16 protein-coding genes and 2 pseudogenes are annotated in these 20,238 nt (G+C 51.4%); 5 read left to right on the top strand and 13 right to left on the bottom strand.

Annotation, left to right across the window (positions count from 1 at the left end):
• The first annotated feature begins 13 nt into the window (after window positions 1-13).
• Window positions 14-241, top strand: a complete 228-nt coding sequence (locus NSQ22_RS05430; protein ID WP_008878776.1) for an IDEAL domain-containing protein — start codon at window positions 14-16, stop codon at window positions 239-241.
• Between the two features lie 156 nt (window positions 242-397).
• Window positions 398-1,555 carry an aminotransferase A gene (locus NSQ22_RS05425; RefSeq protein ID WP_029760386.1) on the top strand — a complete coding sequence of 386 codons (1,158 nt, stop codon included), beginning with the start codon at window positions 398-400 and terminating at the stop codon, window positions 1,553-1,555.
• 201 nt (window positions 1,556-1,756) lie between these two features.
• On the opposite strand, the gene NSQ22_RS05420 is transcribed toward NSQ22_RS05425, so the two are convergent.
• From NSQ22_RS05420 to NSQ22_RS05360, 13 genes and pseudogenes are all read right to left on the bottom strand, one after another.
• On the bottom strand, window positions 1,757-2,731 hold the full coding sequence (locus NSQ22_RS05420) for a quinone oxidoreductase (RefSeq protein WP_008878778.1): 975 nt from the start codon (window positions 2,729-2,731) through the stop codon (window positions 1,757-1,759).
• On the bottom strand, window positions 2,728-3,510 hold the full coding sequence (locus NSQ22_RS05415) for a 2-phosphosulfolactate phosphatase (RefSeq protein ID WP_171355324.1): 783 nt from the start codon (window positions 3,508-3,510) through the stop codon (window positions 2,728-2,730). Before NSQ22_RS05415 ends, NSQ22_RS05420 begins: the two co-directional genes overlap by 4 nt.
• A 9-nt stretch (window positions 3,511-3,519) precedes the next feature.
• A complete protein-coding gene (locus NSQ22_RS05410) occupies window positions 3,520-4,578 on the bottom strand; it encodes a phosphotransferase family protein (protein ID WP_008878780.1) in 1,059 nt (352 codons plus the stop codon).
• 52 nt (window positions 4,579-4,630) lie between these two features.
• Window positions 4,631-5,206: a TetR/AcrR family transcriptional regulator gene (locus NSQ22_RS05405; protein ID WP_008878781.1), complete on the bottom strand. Its 576-nt coding sequence runs from the start codon at window positions 5,204-5,206 to the stop codon at window positions 4,631-4,633.
• Window positions 5,207-5,302: 96 nt separating this feature from the next.
• On the bottom strand, window positions 5,303-6,922 hold the full coding sequence (locus NSQ22_RS05400) for a long-chain fatty acid--CoA ligase (RefSeq protein ID WP_008878782.1): 1,620 nt from the start codon (window positions 6,920-6,922) through the stop codon (window positions 5,303-5,305).
• Between the two features lie 21 nt (window positions 6,923-6,943).
• Window positions 6,944-7,726, bottom strand: coding sequence for an SDR family oxidoreductase (locus NSQ22_RS05395; protein WP_008878783.1), 783 nt, complete (start codon window positions 7,724-7,726; stop codon window positions 6,944-6,946).
• Between the two features lie 22 nt (window positions 7,727-7,748).
• Window positions 7,749-8,957, bottom strand: coding sequence for an acyl-CoA dehydrogenase (locus NSQ22_RS05390; protein ID WP_008878784.1), 1,209 nt, complete (start codon window positions 8,955-8,957; stop codon window positions 7,749-7,751).
• A 128-nt stretch (window positions 8,958-9,085) separates the two neighbouring features.
• A pseudogene (locus NSQ22_RS05385) lies at window positions 9,086-9,991 on the bottom strand (NAD(P)-dependent oxidoreductase); the annotation flags it as partial.
• 112 nt (window positions 9,992-10,103) lie between these two features.
• Window positions 10,104-10,889, bottom strand: a complete 786-nt coding sequence (locus NSQ22_RS05380) for an SDR family oxidoreductase (protein WP_011887063.1) — start codon at window positions 10,887-10,889, stop codon at window positions 10,104-10,106.
• Window positions 10,890-10,986: 97 nt separating this feature from the next.
• Window positions 10,987-11,217, bottom strand: a complete 231-nt coding sequence (locus tag NSQ22_RS05375; protein WP_171355320.1) for a hypothetical protein — start codon at window positions 11,215-11,217, stop codon at window positions 10,987-10,989.
• A gap of 118 nt (window positions 11,218-11,335) precedes the next feature.
• Window positions 11,336-12,619: a 2-oxoglutarate dehydrogenase complex dihydrolipoyllysine-residue succinyltransferase gene (gene odhB, locus NSQ22_RS05370; protein WP_029760382.1), complete on the bottom strand. Its 1,284-nt coding sequence runs from the start codon at window positions 12,617-12,619 to the stop codon at window positions 11,336-11,338.
• 32 nt (window positions 12,620-12,651) lie between these two features.
• A complete protein-coding gene (locus NSQ22_RS05365; RefSeq protein ID WP_029760381.1) occupies window positions 12,652-15,504 on the bottom strand; it encodes a 2-oxoglutarate dehydrogenase E1 component in 2,853 nt (950 codons plus the stop codon).
• Between the two features lie 361 nt (window positions 15,505-15,865).
• The gene (locus NSQ22_RS05360; protein ID WP_008878791.1) at window positions 15,866-17,842 is read right to left on the bottom strand and encodes a methyl-accepting chemotaxis protein; all 1,977 of its coding nucleotides are present in this window, start codon (window positions 17,840-17,842) and stop codon (window positions 15,866-15,868) included.
• Window positions 17,843-18,005: 163 nt separating this feature from the next.
• On the opposite strand from NSQ22_RS05360, the gene NSQ22_RS05355 reads away from it, so the two are divergent.
• From NSQ22_RS05355 to NSQ22_RS05345, 3 genes and pseudogenes are all read left to right on the top strand, one after another.
• Window positions 18,006-18,203 (top strand): YbxH family protein, encoded by a 198-nt coding sequence (locus NSQ22_RS05355; RefSeq protein WP_008878792.1) that lies wholly within the window; start codon window positions 18,006-18,008, stop codon window positions 18,201-18,203.
• 83 nt (window positions 18,204-18,286) lie between these two features.
• Window positions 18,287-19,764: pseudogene (locus NSQ22_RS05350) on the top strand (IS1182 family transposase).
• Between the two features lie 163 nt (window positions 19,765-19,927).
• A complete protein-coding gene (locus tag NSQ22_RS05345) occupies window positions 19,928-20,224 on the top strand; it encodes a hypothetical protein (protein ID WP_008878793.1) in 297 nt (98 codons plus the stop codon).
• The last annotated feature ends 14 nt before the right edge of the window (window positions 20,225-20,238 follow it).

Here is a 20,238-nt window from a genome sequence, read left to right as displayed (position 1 = left end):
GAGGGAATTGACTATGTATGAAAAACAGTATCCAAACGAAGGCGCCATATTGTTCAACCAGCCTGAAGAAAAAAGCAGCTATGGTCCAATGGCCGAACAAGTGTTGAAAGAAGCACTCTTCCAGTTCCAGAGAAAAAAACTGATGGAAAAAATCGACGAGGCGCTTGCTACTGGCAACAAACCGTTGTTTGTCAAGCTTTCCGCCCAATATAACGACTTATTGAAAAAATACGGCGCGTAAAAGGAGAGAACGACGTTGGAGTGTGAATCATCTATGACAGGATGAGCCCCATTTCCGTCTACGGAAAACGATCCGAACGGAAAGGGGCTCATTTTTGTTTTTCCGTTTTGCAGGCCCAATGGTACAATAGAGAAAAAACGGAAAGGTGGACAGCTTGTGAAACACCTCATTCAGCCACGCGTTCAAGCCATTCAACTATCTGGCATCCGTCAATTTTTCAACCTTGTCTCCGGCCGGCCAGGGTTAGTTTCCTTGACGATCGGCCAACCGGATTTTCCGACACCCGATCATGTGAAAGTGGCAGCCCAAGAAGCGATCGCCGCCGATTTCACAACATATACGGCGAACGCCGGTCTCCTGGAGTTGCGCCAAGCTGCTTGTCAATTTGTCGCTGATAAATACGGGCTTCGCTACAGCCCGGATGAAGTGATCGCCACCGTTGGCGCCAGCCAGGCGCTCGACATTACGTTTCGCACCATTTTAGAAGAAGGGACGGAGGTGCTTCTTCCCGCGCCGGTCTACCCCGGCTATGAGCCGCTCATCCGCTTGTGCGGGGCGAAACCGGTGTACATCGATACAAGACAAAACGGCTTTCGTCTGTCGGCCGAGTTGATTAAGCCTTACCTCACCGACAAGACACGTTGCCTCGTCCTTCCGTATCCGTCCAATCCGACCGGAACGACGCTGTCAAGTGAAGCGCTGGAAGCCATCGCTGCACTGATGAAAGGAAGGCCGATTTGGATCGTGTCTGACGAAATTTACAGCGAGCTCGTCTATCGCGGGCGCCACCGCTCAATCGCTGAATGGTTGCCAGAGCAGACTATTGTCATCAACGGTCTAAGCAAATCACACTCGATGACCGGCTGGCGCATCGGATTGGTTTTCGCTCCGTCCTTTGTCATCGAACAGATGGTCAAGGTGCATCAATACAGCGTCTCCTGCACGTCGTCGATCAGCCAAAAAGCAGCGGTTGAGGCGCTTACCGCCGGCAAAAATGACGCCGAGGCAATGCGCGCTGCCTACGCTGAACGTCTTGAGTACGCTTACAATCGCCTCACGGCCATGGGGCTGCCTGTGGAAAAGCCGGACGGCGCGTTTTATTTGTTTCCGTCGATCGCTGCGTTTCGTATGCCGTCGTTCGATTTTGCCCTTGATGTCGTTGAAAAAGCCGGCGTCGCCCTTGTTCCCGGAAGCGCCTTTTCTGAATACGGCGAAGGCTACGTTCGCCTGTCATACGCCTATTCGCTCGATGTGCTCAAAGAAGGGCTCGACCGGCTCGAACGATACGTTCACGAAAAGAGAAACAGTCTATAAAACAAATGTAACGCTGTTTTCCTTTCAGCGCGATATCGTATGCGGTGGCCGCCGATTGGTTTACGCACATATAAAAGGGTGTCCCACAAAGACAACGGGACACCCTTTTTCATCACGATATACGATCTGAACACTTCCACAATACAGCATCTTGTCTCTCTTGAAGAAAGGCGACCTTTCTGGTCAACTCCATTCCTCTTTTTACGGCACAAGTAACAGTTTGCCGCTCGTTTTCCTCCCTTGCAACAGCTCGTGTACCATAGCCGCCTGCTCAAGCGGATAGACGCCGCCGATGATCAGCTCTAAGCTTCCTTCTTGCACCCAATGGAGCAATTCACGCAAGCTTTGCTCGTACAGCGCCCGCTTCCGCATGATTTGCGGCAAGAAAAAGCCGACGACAGACCAGTTTTTCGCCATCAGACGAGCTGGGTTAAGGCGCGTCATCTCCCCGCTTGCCATGCCGTAAACAACAAGGCGACCGAACGGGGCGAGGCAATCAAGCGTTTGATGGAAAATACCGCCGCCCACCATTTCCAAGGCAACGTCAACGCCGCGGCCATCAGTCGCCTCCATCACAGCCTTGGTCCAGTCGTTTTGCGTATAATCGATCGTCACATCAGCACCAAGACGCCGAGCAAGCTCCCGCTTTTCTTCGGTGCTCGCCGTGGCGATAACGGTTTTCGCGCCGAACCGTTTCGCCAGCTGCACGGCGAGCGTGCCGACGCCGCCGGCTGCCGCGTGAACGAGCACCGTTTCTCCGTCCTCCAGACGGCTCATCGTTTTTAAAATATGATAGGCACTTAACCCTTGCACCGGCAGCGCCGCTGCTTGTTGGACATCCATCCCATCCGGCAGCGGCACGACCGCCCGCTCATCAACGGCAACAAACTCGGCGTACCCTCCCGACTCCACTAAGGCGACGACGCGCTGCCCTGGGCGGATCGCCTGCACGTCCGGACCAACTTCACGGACGACACCGGCCACTTCAGTTCCAGGCACGAATGGAAGCGGTGTCGGTACAACGTAGCGTCCTTCTCGTCTCGCTGTATCGGCGTAATTGACGCCAATCGCCTCCGCCTCAATCAACACGTGGCGACCGGATGGCGACGGGCGTTCTACCTCTTTCACCTCAAGCACATCTGGACCGCCGTATTCCGTAAATTGTACCATTTTCATTGTTGTTTCCCCTCCCCCGCTACTTTCGTTTGCGTCATATCACGCATTTCCGGTCCAAACGACTCACACTCAAGTTTCGGAACGACAGAAAGAGCTCCATGCTGGTTGATGTAGTCGATCTCCTTTTCGAGACCGTAAGCGGCCATCCAGCGCCCGACACGCGAGGAGGACAGCACTTCTTTCGCCCTTCTTTCACCGCTATATTGCCGATAAAACAGCCAAGCAGCCATGGCGCTGTCGGAAAGCTCTGCAGCAGCGATTCCGTGCTCAATCAGGCAATGAACAAAATAGCCGGCGCCATAAAAATCCTCAAGACAAAATCGGCCGGATGAGCCGGAACAAATGGCGATAATCGTCTCTTCCCGATGTGAGCGGCAAACATATTCGCCGACTGCTGGGCTATTGAGCAAACTCGCTGCATACACAGCGCGGGCTGGCATCGCCTTACGAAGCGCCACCGTGCCGTTCGTCGTCGACAACACCACCGTTTTCCCCGGGCAAACAGTTTGCAAAAACAGCGGCGCTGGCGGGTGGAAGCCAACGATCGTCCGCCCTTCGCTTTCGCCGACAAGTTCGTAGCTCCCGTCAGGCAATCGCCGCCCGACTTCTCTCGCTTCGGCGGCGCTATACACCGGAATGACCGAGCGGGCGCCGGCAGCCAATGCCGCTGTAATCGATGACGTCGCGAGCAAGACATCAAACACAACGGCCACTTTACCGTCAGCAAGTGCGGTTTCGTCAATATCTTCTTTGCGCAGTACAACATGCACTTTCGTGATCATACTCTCTCACCGCCTTGTCGCCAGCTGCCACGCATGCTCAATGAGCGCCTCGACAAACTGGTTGAAATGACGAAACCGCTCATCATTTGTTTGTCCGCGGCGATAGCGGTAATAAATTTGTTGACAGATGACGGCCAATTTAAAATAAGCAAACGTTAAATAAACGTGCATATCGGAAACATCGCGTCCGCTTTTTTCTGCATACGCAGCAATAAACTGTTCACGCGTATAAAAGCCAGGCCGAACGGTGACCGGCTCGCGGCCGAAACCTTGCTTGACAAGCGGTGGGTCGTCTTCCTCAACCCAATAACTCATCGCCACCGCCAAATCAGCAAGCGGGTCGCCAACAGTCGACATTTCCCAATCGAACAAGCCAACCATTTTCGTTGCATCATCCTCAGCAAACAAGGCGTTATTCAGCTTAAAATCGTAATGGATGACCGTCGCCTCCCGCTGTGGCGGGATATGGGAAGCAAGCCACTTCATAAGCGCCTCAGCCGCTGGAACATCATCTGTTTTCGCTCGTTCGTAGCGTTGAATCCATCCGTGCACTTGCCGCTCCATAAACCCTTCTGGCTTGACTATCTGCACAAGGCGCGTTTTCGTATAGTCAATTTGATGAATGTTGACAAGCGTCTCAACCATCGTCTCGGAAATGCCGCGGCAGACGTCTTCCGTGGGGTCGATGCCATCTGGGAAATCGCTGTCAATCACAACGCCGTGACGTCGCTCCATCACAAAAAACGGGCTGCCGATAACCGATTCATCTTCACAAAAGTAGAATGGCTTCGGGGCCAATGGGAACAGTGGATGAATTTCAGCAAGCCATGTGCTCTCCCGCTTCATATCGTGCGCTTTCGGCGGCACGGGGCCAAACGGCGGGCGGCGCAGCACCGCCTCCCATTCCCCGCAGCGAAGCAAATACGTTAAATTCGACCGACCGGCGGAAAATTGCTTGATCTCGAGCTCGCCGTCCGGTATATCCGGCAACACTGTGCGTAAAAACTTAGCCAGCTTTTCGGCTGGCAGTTCTTCCCCTTTGCGAACCGGAATAATGGCGGTCAATCTCCCCTCTCCCCCTTTACGAACGCGTTTGGGTGTGCGCCGTTTCACTTGTCTATCGAGTATATGGCGCACTCATTCCTTCAATCAAAATCGTCACCATTTGTTTCGCCACTTCAGCATCGGTCAGCTCGCCGTCCGGACGAAACCAATGATAGCTCCAATTGGCCGCCCCAAGCACAGTAAGGGTAGCAATCGATGGCGACAAATCGCGGCGCAGTTCGCCAGTTTTCATTCCTTCTTCAATTAACGCCTGCAGATGATAGCGGAACAAATCGCGCTTTTCTTTCACTTTTTGCAAATGTTCCTCGCTTAAATGCTTCATCTCACGGAAAAAAATGCGCGCCTGTCTTCCTTGCCGCTCGACATTATGAATGAGCATATAAACGATGGCGTACAACTTTTCCCGCATCGTCCGCTGCTCATCATTCATAATGCGCGCCTGTTCGCTAAGCAGCCCTTCAATGTAGCGAAGATGAATGTCCATGAGCAGCTCTTCTTTGCTTTTGAAATAGTAGTAAAACGTCCCTTTCGTCACCCCGAGAGCATCGACAATATCTTGAATCGACGTTTCGCTAAACCCGTTTTGTTCAAATAATTCAATGCTGGCAGCGATAATTTTTTCCCTCATGTCTTTCCACCTCTTGCCTTACATGTAGTCACCGCCAGCTATTTTACCATAAAACGGCCAAGCCTGCTCGGGACCTGGCCGTCAACTGCGCCTTCGTCATTGCGGGCGAGACGCCTCTTCGCGCAAAGCACGACGCAAAATTTTGCCAACGTTCGTTTTCGGCAGTTCGGTACGGAACTCGACGATGCGCGGCACTTTATAGGACGCTAGATTTTTCCTACAATGCCGAATAATATCGTCTTCGCTCGCCTGTTGCCCGTCTTTTAAGACGATGACCGCCTTCACTGTTTCGCCGCGATACGAATCCGGCACACCGATCACCACCGCCTCTTTCACGGCCGGATGTTCATACAGCACTTCCTCGACCTCACGCGGATAAATGTTATAGCCGCCGGCAATGATCATATCTTTTTTCCGGTCGACAATCGTCACGTACCCCTCCTCGTCAATCGAAGCCAAATCTCCGGTGTACAGCCATCCGTCTCGCAGCGTCACCGCTGTTTCCTCCGGCATGTTCCAATACCCCTTCATCACTTGCGGACCGCGGATGATGAGTTCACCGACCTCACCCGGCGGCAATTCTTGCGTGCCCGTCGCCACATCGACGACTTTGTACTCAGTAAGTGGCATGCCGATGCCGACTGTCCCCGGCTTGCGTGCAGCAAACGGTGGATTGCAGTGCGTCACTGGGGATGCTTCGGACAGTCCGTACCCTTCGAGAACGACCGCCCCGGTTTTTTCCTCAAAATCGCGCATGAGCTCCAGCGGCATCGGTGCGCTGCCGCTGTTGCACGTTTTAATACTGCTGATGCCGTATTGTTCGACTCCAGGTGTGTTCGTAATGGCAACATACATCGTCGGCACACCGGGGAACACAGTCGGCTGCTTGTCTCGGATCGTCTCGAGCACCTCCTTCAGCTCAAAGCGCGGCAATAAAATGTTTTCCGCTCCTTGATAAATGGCCAAGTTCATTCCCGAAGTCATGGCGAAGACGTGGAAGAGTGGGATCACAGTTAAATAGCGCTCTTTTCCCATCTCAAACGTGCCTTTGAAAAATTCGGCACATTGCAAAACATTGGCGAAAATGTTGCGATGGGTGAGCATCGCCCCTTTCGAGCGTCCTGTCGTTCCGCCCGTGTATTGCAGTACAGCGACGTCATGCGCCGGTTCGATTGGCACTGGACGCACTTGCCCGCTTCCTTCGGCGAGAAACTCATCAAATGTGACGTCTTCGGCGGCCAATGAAGCGGAGGACGGCGCTCCGAAGCTAACGGTCACCGCCCGCTTGATGGCCGTCCCCTCTCTTACTGCGGCGAGGCGCGGATAAAGCGGTTCATAAATAATGATCGTCTCAGCTCCGGAATCGTTCAGCACATACGCCAGTTCACGCTCGACGAGCATCGGATTCACTTGGGTGACGATGGCGCCAGCCTGTAAAATGCCATAGTACGCAATGACGTATTGTGGACAGTTCGGCAGCATAATCGCGACACGGTCGCCTTTTTGCACTCCGAGCGTCTGCAGACTGGAGGCGAAGCGGTTAACCGCCGCAACGAGCTCAGCATACGTGATCGTTTTGCCGTAAAACGTCAGCGCGGGATGGCTGCTAAATTGCGCTGCTCGCTCATGGAGCACATCGCATACCGTTTTGTCCGGAATGTCAATATGAAATGACACATGTTCCGGATAAAGAGACAAGGCCCGTTTTTCGCTCATTTGCTTTCCCCCTTACTTTCGTTAAATGCCAGACGCATGACTGCCGCCGTCAACGACGAGGAGCGCGCCGGTGACAAACGCGGATGCCGGCGAAGCGAGGAATAAGACAGCGCCTTTTAAGTCATCCTCACCACCAAAGCGGCCGAGCGGCGTATGTTCCAACACTTTTTGACCGACACGCTCAAGGACGACACGCGACATTTTCGTTGGGAAAAAGCCAGGTGCGACCGCATTGACGCGAATACCGTGTTTTCCCCATTTGGCAGCTAGATCGCGCGTAAACGTAATGACTGCCCCTTTGCTTGTGTTGTAGCCAATCGTATTTAAAATGTCCGGATGCGTGCCGCCAAGGCCAGCGACAGAGGCGATATTGATGATGGCGCCTCCGGTTTGCTTGGCAATCATCACTTTGCCGACCTCTTGGCTCATCAAAAACGTACCAGTGACGTTGACGTTCATTACCTTTTGCCATGCTTCAAGCGGCATCTCCTCAACCGGCGCCCCCCATGTCGCTCCGCTGTTGTTGACCAAAATATCAATGCCGCCAAATTCTTTTTCCGTCGTTTCGACGACCTTTTTTACGTCATCCGGGTTCGTTACATCGCACGGCAAAGCAAGTGAGCGGACGCCGAGCCGTTCAATTTTTTCTTTTACTTGCTCACACGCTTCCACCTTGCGCGAGCAGACGATGACGTTCGCCCCGGCTTCGGCGAGGCCGATGGCGATTTGTTCACCGAGACCTCGCCCACCACCGGTGACGATGGCCGTTTTTCCTCCAATTTTAAATAAGTCGAGCACATGCATGAACGCCACTTCCTCCCCCATGCTATTGATATTGACGCAGTTCAAGCTTTGCAACTTGCTCTTTATGCACTTCGTCTGGCCCATCAGCGAGACGGAGCGTGCGCGAGTTCGCCCACATGGCGGCAAGCGGGAAGTCGTTGCTCACCCCGGCGGCACCGAACGCTTGAATGGCGCGATCAATCACTTTTAAGGCGACATTTGGAGCGACAACTTTAATCATGGCAATTTCTTTACGCGCAACCTTGTTACCGACTGTATCCATCATGTACGCTGCTTTCATTGTCAACAGGCGCGCCTGCTCAATCTCGATGCGCGACTGGGCGATCCAATCGCGGATCACGCCATGCTCAGCGAGCGGCTTGCCGAACGCTACCCGCGACTGCACACGCCGGCACATGAGCTCAAGCGCTCGTTCCGCCGCACCAATGAGGCGCATGCAATGGTGAATCCGTCCTGGACCGAGCCTTCCTTGGGCGATAGCGAACCCTTTTCCTTCCCCCCAAATGATGTTTTCTTTCGGCACCCGCACGTGATCATATGTAATCTCCGCATGTCCGTGCGGCGCATGATCAAAGCCAAACACCGGCAACATCCGTTCGATTTTCACACCTGGTGTATCGAGTGGAACGATGATCATCGACTGCTGTTCATGTTTTGGGGCGTCCGGGTTCGTTTTGCCCATGACGATGGCCACTTTGCAGCGCGGGTCACCGGCGCCGGACGACCACCATTTCCGTCCGGTAATGACATATTCGTCACCGTCACGGATGATCGACGCACGAATATTCGTCGCATCGCTTGACGCCACATCTGGCTCGGTCATTGAGAAGCACGAGCGGATTTCCCCGTTTAAGAGCGGAACGAGCCATTTTTGTTTTTGCTCCTCGCTACCGTAGCGGACAAGCACTTCCATGTTGCCTGTATCCGGCGCATTGCAGTTGAACACTTCCGGAGCGATAAGGGAACGGCCCATAATTTCGCAAAGCGGTGCGTACTCGACGTTCGTTAAGCCGGCTCCGTACTCGCTGTCCGGCAAAAACAAATTCCAAAGCCCTTCTTTTTTGGCTTTTTCCTTTAGCTCTTCGATGATCGGTGGCACGCCTGACCATCTCGACTCTTGTGCATTCAGCTGCTCCTCGTACACTTTTTCGTTCGGATAAATATACTCCTCCATGAAAGCGCTTAATTTTCTAATCAGCTCTTGGACTTTCGGCGAATAGGAAAAGTCCATGCCCTCCCCTCCCTTTATACCAACCGGTTAGTATGTTATTCTTACTTCTACTATACCTCGATAAGAATTAATATTCAATATTTTTTGATAAATATATTTAGCATAAAAAATGGGGCGAAAACCGCCCCTTACTTCTCAACATAGCGCTTGTACAGCGCCTGTGTGCCGCTGTTTTCCTCACCTGCTTGCGCCAGCTCTTCGTACATCGATTTGGCGAGCGCTAGTCCCGGAAGCGGCAAATTCATGCGTTCAGCTTCTTCAAGCGCAATTTTCATATCCTTAATGAAATGTTTAATGTAAAACCCGGGCGCAAAATCACCGGTGAGCATGCGCGGCGCTAAGTTACTTAATGACCAACTGCCTGCCGCTCCTTTGGCGATACTTTCAAGCACACGAAATGGGTCGAGCCCTGCCTTTTTCGCATACGCCATCGCTTCGCAAACACCGATCATATTGGTGGCAATGGCGATTTGGTTACACATTTTCGTATGTTGGCCGGCCCCGGCTTTTCCTTGAAGGATGATGTTCGTGCCGAGATGCTCAAGAATCGGTTTGCACGCCAAAAACACCTCTTCATCGCCGCCGACCATGATCGTCAACGTTCCTTCACGGGCGCCGATATCACCACCAGATACCGGAGCATCCAACGCGTGAATGCCTTTTTGCTTTGCCGCTTCGTAAATGGCTTGCGCTAGCGTTGGTGTCGAAGTTGTCATATCGATGACATACGTTCCCGGCCGCGCCTGCTCCAAAATGCCTCCCTCACCGAAATACACTTGCTCGACATCGTGCGGGTAGCCAACCATTGTCATGACAACGTCCGCTTCCCGCGCCAAGTCGGCGACCGTTTCCTTCCATACCGCCCCTTCCTCAAGCAAGTCGAGCGCCTTTTCCTTCGTACGTGTATGGACAAGAAGCGGGTAGCCCGCTTTTAACAAATGACGCGCCATGCTTTTCCCCATGACACCAAGGCCGATAAATCCGATTGTTTTCATGCTGTCTCTCCCTTTCTGTTCGTTTTGCCAAAACATCTGGCGAACATAACCGTCTCCTGCTACTCAACGATTCTTAAGAACGGCAGAATGATAGATTCAAAACAGTTTCTCCATTTAAACAATCCTTGTCGTACCTTGAATCACAAGCCTTCTAAATGGCCTTCACCATGCCGCCATCTACGATCAATGCTTGCCCGGTGACGTACGTATTTGCATCTGACAGCAAAAAGACGACAACGTTGGCAAACTCCTCAGGGGTTCCGTAACGGCCGAGCGGAATGGCGCTTCTCATGCGCGCTTCCATTTCTTCTTTCGTAATGCCGAGCTTTTCAGCGTTCACCTTGTCTAAGAAAGCTACCCGTTCCGTAGCAATCCGTCCAGGTGCGACTGTGTTGATCAAAATATTATCAGGCGCGAACTCCGTTGCAAGCGTTTTCGTCAACCCGATGATCCCAGTGCGGAACGTATTGGACAGGATGAGCCCCGGAATAGGCTCTTTGATGGACGACGAGGCGATATTGACAATTTTACCGCCTTTTTTCTTTAGATAAGGCAACGCTTCGCGAATCAACCGAATATAGCTCAGTAAATTGAGCTCGAACGCATATTGCCAGTCTTTGTCGCTGATTGTTTCGAACGTTCCCGCCGGAGGGCCGCCGGCGTTGTTAACAAGTAAATCGATCGTTCCAAACGTCTCCACAGTTTTGGCGACCAGTTGGCGGATGTCATCCGCTTTCGTCACATCGGTGCGCGTATAAGCAACGCGTCCCTTATGTAAACTGTTAAGCTCCTCGGCGACTTCCTGCAGCTTTTCCTCATTTCGGCTTGTAATCATCACGTTTGCTCCTTCCAGCACAAGCGCTCGGGCAATCGCTTTGCCAAGCCCTTGGCTCGATGCAGCGACAAGCGCCGTTTTTCCCGCCAATCCGAACTCCATTATATAATCCCCCCGGAAAAATAGTCATAACAAATAACAGTATTCGCGTTTGTTCGCCATTTTCCTTCTTGACTGATTCATGAAAAAAGCGATTCGCCTAGCGAATCACTTTTTTCCCTTCCATTAACGCCCGAAATCGCTTCATTCCTTCTTCCACTTCAAGGTGGTCAACATGGAACGGACCAGGGTTGGCCTCCCGCAGAGGGTCTGCATCACTTCGCACCCCGATTGCCTTGGCACCATCGGCAGTCGCATCATTGATGATGCTTTCGCGGGCACCATCTTGGTGAAACTCATGCGGGTGGTCGTTTCGTCCACGCTCTGGCATATGCTTCTCTCCTTTTTGACGGTAGTTTTCCGTAAAACAGGAAAGTTCATTCGGTACAACGTGCCATTTAGACGATAAAAAACGTGGAGCCTGCATGCTGCAGGCTCCTTTTTCCGCATTAACTTTCAAGCAATAAATCTTCTGGATTTTCGATCAAGTCTTTCACTGTTTTTAAGAACCCAACTGCTTCTTTGCCATCAATGATGCGGTGATCGTACGACAGAGCGACATACATCATCGGCCGGTTTTCAATCCGCTCCTCATCAATAGCTACCGGACGCAGTTTGATCGAATGCATCCCTAAAATACCAACTTGCGGCCCGTTCAAGAGCGGAGTCGAAAGAAGCGAGCCGAATACACCGCCGTTGGTGATTGTAAACGTACCGCCTTGCAAATCGGCAAGCGACAGTTTGTTGCTGCGCGCTTTCGCCGCTAATTCAGCGATGTCTCGCTCAATTTCAGCGAAGTTTTTCCGGTCACAGTCACGCACAACCGGGACAACAAGCCCTTCATCGGTCGAAACAGCCACGCCGATGTCGTAATATTTTTTCAGCAAAATTTCATCGCCTTGAATTTCCGCGTTGACGTATGGATATTTTTTCAGCGCTGCCACCGTCGCTTTGACGAAAAACGACATAAAGCCAAGGCGGACGTCATGCTCTTCTAAAAACTTGTCTTTTTTCCGCTTGCGCAATTCCATAACGGCTGACATGTCGATTTCATTGAACGTCGTCAACATCGCAGTCGATTGCGAAACTTCAAGCAATCGCTTGGCGATCGTTTGCCGGCGGCGCGACATTTTTTCACGGATGACCAGCTTGCCGCTTTCCGCTGACGGCGCAGAAGCCTGTGTTGGCGCAGAAACCGGCGCAGCCGTTGGAGCCGGTTGCGGCGCTGCTTGTGAACCAGCTGCTGGTTGAGCGGCAAATGAAGCCACGTCTTGCTTGCGGACGCGTCCAAGCGGATCAACGGTCGGCACTTGCGTCAAATCAATCCCTTTCTCACGCGCCATTTTTCGAGCGGCCGGCGAAGCGACTGGACGTTGGCCCGGTGCTTGGGCGACAGCGACCGGTTGCGGTGCTTGTTGCTCGGCGCGGTCAGCCGGCACGGTTGGTGTTTCGTCAGTTGGCTGCGCAGCCTGCGGAGCAGCAGTCGGTGCCGAAGCCGCCCCCTCGCCGATAATGGCGATCGCTTGGCCGACAGCGACCGTGTCACCTTCGTTCGCCAACAATTGCTGCAAAACTCCCGACTCTTCGGCCATAATTTCGACGTTCACTTTATCTGTTTCTAACTCACAAACCGATTCACCTTTTTCCACATAGTCGCCCGGCTTTTTCAGCCATTGAGCGATCGTACCTTCGGTGATGGACTCTGCTAGTTCTGGGACTTTGATCTCAGCCACGTTGATGCCCTCCTCAAATATTCCGTTAGTCATCATTCATGTTTCGTTAATGCACAGCGGATAATGCGCTCCTGTTCTTTCCGATGGACGACCGGATCGCCCTCTGCCGGGCTCGCTCGCCGACGTCGCCCGATATAGCTGACATCGACGCCCTCTGGAGCGATGGCTCGCAGGCGCGGTTCCATATACATCCAAGCGCCCATGTTTTTCGGTTCCTCTTGTACCCAAACAAGCTCTTTTACATTCGGATAGCGGGCGATAATAGCTTGCACGGCCTCTTCTGGAAACGGATACAGCTCTTCGACACGGACGACGTGCAGCCAATCAAGCCCATCCATTTTGCCGATTTGTTCCGCTAAATCAATCATCAGTTTGCCAGTACCAAACACGATCCGCTCGACCTTGCTGGCGTCAACGCCCAATCCTGGCTGTTCGAGCACCGGTGAGAATGCACCTTGAACAAGCGCTTCAGCTTCGGATGATGCAAGCGGATGACGGAGCAAGCTTTTCGGTGTCATTAGGACGAGCGGGCGCACTTCTTCTTTTTTCAGCAACGCCGCTTGCCGGCGCAAAATATGGAAATACTGCGCCGCCGTCGATAAGTTGGCGACCGTCCAGTTGTTTTCTGCCGCCAACTGTAAAAACCGCTCGATACGGCCGCTGGAATGTTCCGGCCCTTGCCCTTCATAACCGTGCGGCAAGAGCATAACGAGCCCAGATTTTTGTCCCCATTTCGCCCGGCCGGACGAGATAAACTGGTCAAACATCACTTGCGCCATATTCGCAAAATCGCCGAACTGCGCTTCCCAAAGCACAAGTGTTTCCGGTGCGTACACGTTGTATCCGTATTCATAACCGAGCACGGCCGCTTCAGTCAATGGGCTGTTGTAAACGACAAACGAAGCTTTTGCACCGCTGATATGATGAAGCGGAACATACTCTTTTCCAGTTTTCACGTCGTGCAGCACTAAATGGCGTTGGGCAAACGTGCCGCGCTGCGAATCTTGGCCGGTGAGGCGGATCGGCACGCCGTCTTGCAAAATCGTGGCAAACGCCAACGTTTCCGCATGCGCCCAGTCGATTTTGCCGTTTTGCGCAAATACATTGCTGCGTCGTTTTAAGATGCGCTCAAGCTTGTTAAAGACATGGAAGTCAGCCGGGAACTCGAGTAGCTCCTCATTGATGCGGTGAAGCACGTCTTTTGCCACACCTGTTTTTACTTCCGGCAGCCGGTCGACGACCGGTTTCGGTGGATCCATAATGAAATCGAGTTCCTCTTCGTTTTTCGGCACCCGCTCATAGGCAATTTTCAACCGTTCGGCCACTTCCTGCTCCATTTCTTCGACTTCCCGCTCAGCGATGATGCCCTTATCAATCAATTTTTGCGCATACAGCTGCCGCACGGTCGGATGCTGGTGAATGATGCTATACATGAGCGGATTCGTCGCCATCGGCTCATCCATCTCGTTATGGCCGAAGCGGCGATAACCGATCAAGTCGATAACAAAATCTTTTTTAAATCGCTGGCGATATGCAAACGCCAAGCTTGCCGCTGCTAAACAAGCCTCCGGATCATCGGCGTTGACGTGCACAATCGGCACCTCAAACCCTTTCGCCATATCGGAAGCATACGTTGTCGAACGGGAATCGTAACTTTCCGTCGTAAAGCCGATCATGTTGTTGGCGATAATATGAATTGCCCCGCCGGTCGTATAGCCGCGCAACTGGCTTAAGTTGAGCGTCTCAGCCACAACACCTTGCCCCGGGAAGGCAGCATCGCCATGAATTAAAATAGCAAACGAGGCGTCTACCTTTTGCTCCGGCACGCCTGGCTTCGTCCGGTCTTCTTGTGCAGCGCGCGTGTAGCCGAGCACGACCGGATTCACAACTTCAAGATGGCTCGGGTTGTTGGCGAGCGTAATTCGCATCGTATGCGCGCTTTTATTGCGCAGACGGCGCGCCGCTCCCAAATGGTATTTCACGTCACCCGTCCAGCCGTAGGTGATGGCCACCGCCCCTTCGGACGGAATAAAGTTTTTGCTTTCTGCATGCTGAAACTCAGCGAAAATCATTTCATACGGCTTACCGAGCACATGGGCGAGCACGTTTAGCCGGCCGCGGTGCGCCATGCCGATGTTGACAGCATCAATCTCATGCTCAATCGCTTGACGGACAAGTTCATCGAGAAGCGGTACCATGGAGTCAAGACCCTCAATCGAAAACCGCTTTTGCCCGACATATGTCCGATGAATGAACTTTTCAAACCCCTCTACTTCCGTCAGGCGACGCAGCAAAGCGACCCGCTCTTTGTTCGCCAAGCTCGGATAGTACGCTCCAGACTCGATTTGCTGGATGAGCCAGTTCCTTTCCTCTAAATTATGTACTTGCGAGAATTCAAAGGCGATTTTATCTGTATAGATTTTACGCAAGTGCAAAATGGCATCCCAACCGTTTTTAACGTGCGCCGGCGCATGTGGACAAAGAAATGCGACCGGAATGCGCTTTAAATCTTCTTCTGTCAAATCATACTCATCTAGTTCGAGACGGCGCAACTTTTTCTCCTTTTTAACGATTGGGTTCGTATCGGCGGCCAGATGGCCATAATGGCGAATGCTGTCCGCCAGTTTGACGGCGGCGACAAGTTTGCTAAATACAGTTGGTGTCTCAGGCAGCCGGAACGTTTGATGCGTCTGCGTCGCTTCGGGATCCGCAGGAGAAACCGGTTCCTCGACGACCGGCGCTCCCCACTGTTCAAACAGTTGTTTTAGTTCCGGGTCGACGCTGTCTGGGTCATCGAGGTACTGCTCATACATTTCGATGACATAGCCGAGGTTCGGCCCGTAAAACTGGCTCCACGGTTGAGCGTAGTTCGTCTGTTTTGCCATCGTGAAAAAACCTCCAACTAATTTTCGTGTCCCTCGGGTCAAGCGGACAGCGGTTATCAAGACGCCGCGTCCCCATTGGCTACCATTATTCCCGAATGGACAACAAAATAACTATATAAACGTTTTCACTGTTTATTTTAGCACTATTATTCACTAAAATCGACGCAGAAACTTAAAAAAATTCCACTCATTATCATTATATGAATAGTATGAATAGAAAATATATTGTTAACAAATTGATGGGAACATGGCTATGACCTACAGGCAACGCCGCCTCCTGCTGCTTGAGAGGCGGTCCAACTACCAGCTACAGCCCGTCGGCACCAATGGAAAAGCGCAGCCGAACAAAAGCTGCGCTTTCTTACGAGAGCTTGAATTTTTCCACGAGCTGCTTCAATTGCTGGCTCATCTCGTTTAACGATCCTGCCGATTCGGTCACCGTCGCCAGCGCCTGCAACTGGTCATCGGCCGAAGCAGCCACTTCTTCTGCCGCTGCCGCTGACTGTTGGGCGATGGCGGCAATGTTTTGCATCGCGCCGACCACGTCATCTTTGCTTCTGTTCATCCGCTTTGCTTCTTCCATCACAGCAGCGAGCGCGTCTGTCAATTGTTCCATCATGCTAGTGATTTTTACGAACAAATCACCGGTCGTATGCACCGCTTCCCGCTGTTTGTTGTACGCCTGTTTGGAACGGCCGACGGCCTCGATCGCCAATGCCGCTTGCTGCTGAATGGCCGCAATGGTCGCATGGATCATTTCTGTCGCTTTTGCTGATTGTTCCGCCAGTTTGCGCACCTCGTCAGCGACAACGGCAAATCCTTTGCCATGCTCGCCGGCGCGCGCCGCCTCAATGCTGGCGTTTAACGCAAGCAAGTTCGTCTGTCCGGAAATGGCGGTAATTGTTTGGATAACCCCATCAATTTCATCCATTTTTTTCACTAGATCGTTAATGACGTTTTCTACTGCGGACAGCTCTTGTTTCGCTTCCTCCGATTTCAGCTGCAAGATATTTAAATGCTCCAACCCATCATAACTGGCCGTTTTCGTGTCATCCGACAATGATTCCATGCCAACTGTCGCACTTGTGACCGATTCAATTTGCTGTGACAACGCTGACGTCTGCTCATTGATCGTATCAAGGCTTCCAGCTTGATCGGTCGTCCCTTTCGCAATCTCACCGATCGCTTTCGCCACTTGTTCGCTCGTTGCCATCGTTTCTTCGGAGACGGCGCTTAAATGGTCAGCTGAAGCCGCTAATTCATTTACCGATCGGTTCACTTCACCGATCAGCACGCGCATATGCTCGATCATGTCGTTGAAATGGCGAGCGAGGCGACCAATCTCATCTTTTGCTGTCACACGCGCCTGCACCGTCAAATCACCAGACGCCGCCTTTTCGACCTGCTCTTGCAAGACGACAATCGGTTTCGTAATCGAACGCGCTAAAAAGTAAACAGCGACAAATGCTACAATCAGCGCGATCACTGTAATGACGAGCATGTTCATCCCAACTGAACGGCTCATCGCTGATAAGTCCGCTTTCTTATAAACAGCGCCGACTTTCCATCCAAGCTCTGGAATCGTTGTGAAATATATGACCCGTTGTTCGCCATCTTCCTCGTATTGCCACATTCCTTTTTCACGTTCAAGCATATAGCGAACAGTCGCGTTTTTCGCCATATTTTTCCCTTTATGCTCTGGATGGACGATCGCCATTCCTTTTGAATCAAACAACACCGGGTAGCCGTGATAACCGACATCGCTCGCGTTGACCATTCTCGTCACCGTATCGAGCGACATATCAATACCGATGACAGCAGAAACGCGGCCATTTTCACTCACTGCCTTAGCCAATGTCACGACATGTTTACCTGTAATGGCATCGACGTACGGCTCTGTCCACACGACTTGGTCCGGGCGTTCCATCGCTTCTTTATACCACGGGCGGCTTGTCGGATCGTATCCGTCCGGAAACTCCGCCGTCGGCGTAATGTACATTTTCTTCTGCTCCGTGCCGATATAGATGTACTGCACATTTTTATGAATGCGCAAAAACGTACGGAACTGCTTTTCAAGCTGCAACCATGCTTTTTCATCTTGAATCATTTGCATAGCTGACGGCGATTCACTAAACTGTACTAAGCTGTTCTCCTCGCTTTGAAAGCTCGTACGAATATCGCCGAGCAACCCGTCGAGTGCCGACTGTGCTCGTTGCTTGACATCAGCGTCAACGAGTTTCCTCATTTGCATCATGCCGACGAACTGCGTGGCCGCCAACGAAAGAATCAATAATAGCGCCATCAAAACAATTAACTTGCTGCGTAATGTTCGAAACACTCCCTACTTCTCCCCTCTGTCCCCTGGTTTCATCGAACTACATTTTATTGAACTACATTCCATTATAAAAGGACGATAGTCCTCCGTCCATAGGATTAGCTTCTTAATTCATACATAGCAAGAGGCGGCAGGCGGAACAATAAAAATAGGCAGGTGAACAGCGATGGGGGCAATCGAACATGAAGGCTATGTATTCGAAATTGAATATAGTGTCCTGTTGCAAAAAGGAGCGCTTCATGTTTACCGTGACGGTGAATTTATTGAGGAAATTGTGTTTCCATTTCACGGCGAAAAGCCGGATGAACAACAAATCGAAGCGTTGGTCAGCAAATACGTTGAACAACATGCCCACAGCCGCTAACAGCGGCTGTTCAGCTTGTCGACAAAGTCGACAAGCTGTTTTATTATGAAGGTAAGACGAGGGAGAAATGGAGGAAAGGAACGATGCTTCGGCCACACCAAGAAGATGGGCGCTATACCGAAACCACGGTGAAACTGGATGATCTGGTTCCAGAGGATCACTTGGTAAGAAAGCTGGATGCGGCCATTGATTTTTCTTTTATCTATGATGTGGTGAAAGATCTCTACTCTCCTGATCATGGACGTCCGAGCATTGATCCAGTGATGTTGTTTAAAATGTATTTGATTCAGTATGTATTTGGGATTCGCTCCATGCGTGAAACCGTCGAACAAATCCGAACCAACGTCGCCTACCGTTGGTTTTTAGGACTTAGTCTTCATGATCCCGTTCCTCATCACTCGACGCCAAGTAAAAACTATGCGCGTCGTTTCGCTGGAACGGATGTATTCCATCAAATTTTTTCACGGATTTTAAAAGAAGCCTTTGAACACGGATTGGTAGATTCGAGTGTCTTGTACGTAGACTCCACTCATGTCAAAGCAAGCGCCAATAAAAAGAAGTTTACAACGGAAATGGCAGAAGTCGAAGCCAAAGCCTACCAACAGGAACTCGAAAAAGAAATCGAACGGGATCGGATCGCTCATGGAAAATCGCCGTTGCCATCTGAGAAAAAAAAAAACGGGAAGTAAAAGTAAGCAAAACGGATCCGGAGAGCGGACTGTTGGTGAAAAATGAACGGGAGCGAGTGTTTGCCTATTCGTATCATACAGCTTGTGATCGCAACGGATGGATTCTACAGACCTACGTGACGGCAGCCAACGTCCATGACAGTCAAGCGTTTTTTGTGCTGTTCGAACGAGTGAAACGGGAAATCCAATCATGTCCGGAAGCCGTGTGTGTAGACGCAGGATATAAAACTCCTGCCATTGCCAAGTATTTACTCGAACAAGGGGTAAAGCCGATTTGGCCGTACACTCGCCCGAAAACAAAAGATGGATTCTTTCGGAAATCAGATTTTGTGTATGACGAATATTTTGATTGTTATCTATGCCCCAATGATCAAGTTCTATCTTACTCTACTACGAATCGGGAAGGGTACCGGGAATACAAATCGGACCCGGCGGTGTGCCGAAGCTGTCCGTATCTTCATCAGTGCACGCAAAGCAAGAGCTACACCAAAGTAGTCACTCGCCACGTATGGCAGGACTACTATGAAGAAGCAGAGCATTTGCGGTATGTTCCGGAATACCGGGAACTCTATGCCCTCCGAAAAGAGACGATTGAACGGGATTTCGCCGATATGAAAGAGAAGCATGGTCTGCGCTGGACGCATTACCGGGGATTGGAAAAAAATGAGGCGCAGGCGATGCTTGTTTGTGCTGCCATGAATTTAAAAAAACTGGCGAATTACCTATGGAAGGCGAAGCACCGCCCTTTCTTTTCCTTTGCATGGCTTCCCATCCTACCCACTTTTTTTGAAAACATAGTCTATTTATGGAACAAAATGGGTTTCAGACATTCGTCTGAAACCCATTTTGTCAACAGTCTGCACAGCCGCTAACAGCGGCTGTTTTCTTTTCTTGGCGTTTTTTCTAGCGTTCAGATTATGATGGGGCATAACGAAAGCAAGGAGGAGCGGTATATACAAGAACCGTTTTATCGGAGCGATGACCGGACCCATCCTCGACTTCGATCCTAGCCATGCTAATGATTTATGGTAAGAAATGACCGACGGAGGTGATATTCACGACCATCATCCTAACGGCAATACGTTTTCTGTCATTGACATTGGATTTCCCTACCGTACTGGAAGCTGGGCCCGCGTTAAGTGGCTCATGCAATCGATGGATGAAGTTGTCATTCGCCTTGGAGGCAGATGGATGCCTGATTACATCAACCATATAAACGAACTGCTCCTAGAAGAATGGAGGAACAAAGGAATCGTCAGTAAGCTAAAAGATTCAATCCATTACGTTTTTGCTTTGCTGCGGACGTACACCGCTTGCAATGGTTTGCAATGATTTAGAAGATGAAA

Origin of the sequence: Geobacillus sp. FSL K6-3411, from assembly GCF_037965715.1 — a bacterium.
Lineage (GTDB): Bacteria > Bacillota > Bacilli > Bacillales > Anoxybacillaceae > Geobacillus > Geobacillus thermodenitrificans.
Note: the sequence above shows the minus strand (reverse complement) of the source record. Positions and strands in the feature narration are given on the sequence as shown.